Source organism: Colwellia polaris (assembly GCF_002104515.1).
Lineage (GTDB): Bacteria > Pseudomonadota > Gammaproteobacteria > Enterobacterales > Alteromonadaceae > Cognaticolwellia > Cognaticolwellia polaris.
Genome location: NZ_NBOE01000025.1, coordinates 1 through 2,157, shown reverse-complemented (window position 1 = coordinate 2,157; position 2,157 = coordinate 1). Strand labels below are relative to the sequence as shown.

The following is a 2,157-nucleotide window of genomic DNA, read 5'->3' as shown; positions in this document are numbered from 1 at the left end:
TTGCCAGGCAAGCCAATAAAGAAGATAAGTGTACTGGCCACTTCTGGGAAGGACGCTTTAAATCTCAAGCCCTGCTTGATGACGCTGCATTACTGTCTTGTATGGCTTATGTAGATTTAAATCCTGTCCGTGCCGGTATTGCCCCAACGCCTGAGCAGTCAAGCTTTACCAGTATTCAACTACGTATCAAAGCAGCGATTAAAGGAGAGCAACCTAAAGCCTTATTACCTTTCACTGACAATGAACATCAAGACAAAACTGCAGGCATTTCTTTTAGCTTACAAGATTACTTAACACTTGTTGATGAAACTGGACGCGTGATGAGAGAGGATAAACGCGGCGCTATCAATGCTAAAACGGCTGATATACTGTCAAGACTCCACATCAGCGATGAGAGCTGGTTAAAACTCACCACCAACTTTGAAGGTATGTTCACTGGCGCGGTAGGTACTGCAGAGCATTTGTGTGAATTTACAGAGCAGGTCGGTTTAAAGCGAGCTCATGGTATCGCCAACGCTCAGGCTTGTTTGAATAGCGCTTAGCAAACTAACTCAGTTCAATAACAAAAAATACGGTTTTCTGAGGATGACATTAAAAGCTTGCCTGAAATTCAGCAGATACCCAGAAAACTCTGCAAATAGACAACATATCCCTCAGTTACATACTGAATAGTCCTACTAAAGCAAAAGTAATCTTCTCTTTCTCTGTTTGGTTTTTCTACAAAGATATTATGGGTGGCTTGATAAATATTTAATGTTCCATTCTGATCAAGGTAGCCAATATGGAAGCATAAAATTCCGTCAACGATTATGGCGTTATAGAGTAACTCAGAGTATGAGTCGCCGCGGGAATTGTTGGGACAATGCACCGATGGAACGTGTGTTTAGAAGTTTAAAATCAGAATGGGTACCAACCAATGGCTATCATTCAATTAAAGAAGCAGAGCTGGATATAAGCACTTATTTAATGAATTACTATAACTGGCGTAGGCCACATAGTTATAACAACGGGTTTTCTCCTGCTAAAGCAGAAGAAAACCTTAATTTAATGTCCGGAATTAGTTGACCACTACAAAGATATTATGGGTGGCTTGATAAATATTCAAAGATATTATGGGTGGCTTGATAAATATTAATATCAGATTGCTCTGAACCATCTTTGCAAAATGCAGATACGTGTATTTCTAGCCAAGTTTCATTTTGGACACGAAAAGCTTTTACATTAGATTGAGAACAGCCTTGAACGTCAATGTTGTAACGAATGACTTCCCAGTTATTTGATTTTTCAAAAGTAACATTCGTTGGTTGATTTCCTTTCCACTTAGCCAAAAATTGTTCCCAGTGAAATTGTGGATCTTTATAAAGTGACTCTGGCTCAAACCAGCCCGAAATCCCTAATTGTTCATTAGTATCCCAGTAATAAAAATATCTGTAACTGTTTCCTGAATTATTTTGTTTAACAAACTCCAATTTTGGAATTGTCATTTTAATCTTGCTTGCAGGAACAGTAAGTTCAATAGAATTTCCAAGTTCTTTAGCAGTAATACTTGATTCTTTAACTGAATGAGATGAACATCCAAGTATTAAAAAAATACTTGCGACAAGTAAAAGTATCGATTTCATACACGAATATCCTATAAGGCTAACGCCCAATTAACGGGCTAAAAATAGTGGGCTAAAATGGAGCGAAGCGAACAGCCCGCTGTTTTTAGTCCTGTTGAATTTCTTGTTATGTGACGTCTTTAGTAGCTATTAGGTTTATCAACATTAGTTCGTCGCCAACAAATACACTACAAGACCAAACATTTTTCATTCCTTGTAACTGCGTTAATTCTTCATTCTCTATATCTTCCAGTAGAATATTTCTAGAATTACCAGTTATTACACTCTCTATAGCTGAAATATCCCAATTTAGAACACCTTGATATAAAGCATCTTCTTTACAAGGTGAAATGCATTGCGATATGAAGGTGCCACCTTTGAAATCAAGTATGAGTGTATACAAATCCATTTGATAAACCTCGTAGTCACATAGACATAATGACTCCCCACAAGGTGCTAGCCTCCAAATTCGTGGGTTAGTAAAACCAGAGCCATACTTAGTGTGTTAAACAACTAAAACTGGAGACTAGCATGAGTAAACATAGCATAATTTATA

At 37.6% G+C, this 2,157-nt stretch carries 3 protein-coding genes and 1 pseudogene; 2 read left to right on the top strand and 2 right to left on the bottom strand.

Annotated elements, in window-relative coordinates; genetic code table 11:
- Both B6A32_RS19100 and B6A32_RS19095 read left to right on the top strand, forming a co-directional pair.
- Window positions 1-542 (top strand): transposase (locus B6A32_RS19100; RefSeq protein WP_408607686.1); only part of this gene is annotated, 542 nt, incomplete at its 5' end.
- Between the two features lie 208 nt (window positions 543-750).
- Window positions 751-1,065, top strand: a pseudogene (locus B6A32_RS19095) (integrase core domain-containing protein); the annotation flags it as partial.
- A 14-nt stretch (window positions 1,066-1,079) separates the two neighbouring features.
- Here B6A32_RS19095 and B6A32_RS19090 read toward each other — a convergent pair.
- Window positions 1,080-1,622 (bottom strand): hypothetical protein, encoded by a 543-nt coding sequence (locus tag B6A32_RS19090; RefSeq protein ID WP_085306504.1) that lies wholly within the window; start codon window positions 1,620-1,622, stop codon window positions 1,080-1,082.
- Window positions 1,623-1,728: 106 nt separating this feature from the next.
- Window positions 1,729-2,010, bottom strand: a complete 282-nt coding sequence (locus B6A32_RS19085) for a hypothetical protein (protein ID WP_085306503.1) — start codon at window positions 2,008-2,010, stop codon at window positions 1,729-1,731.
- Between the last annotated feature and the right edge of the window lie 147 nt (window positions 2,011-2,157).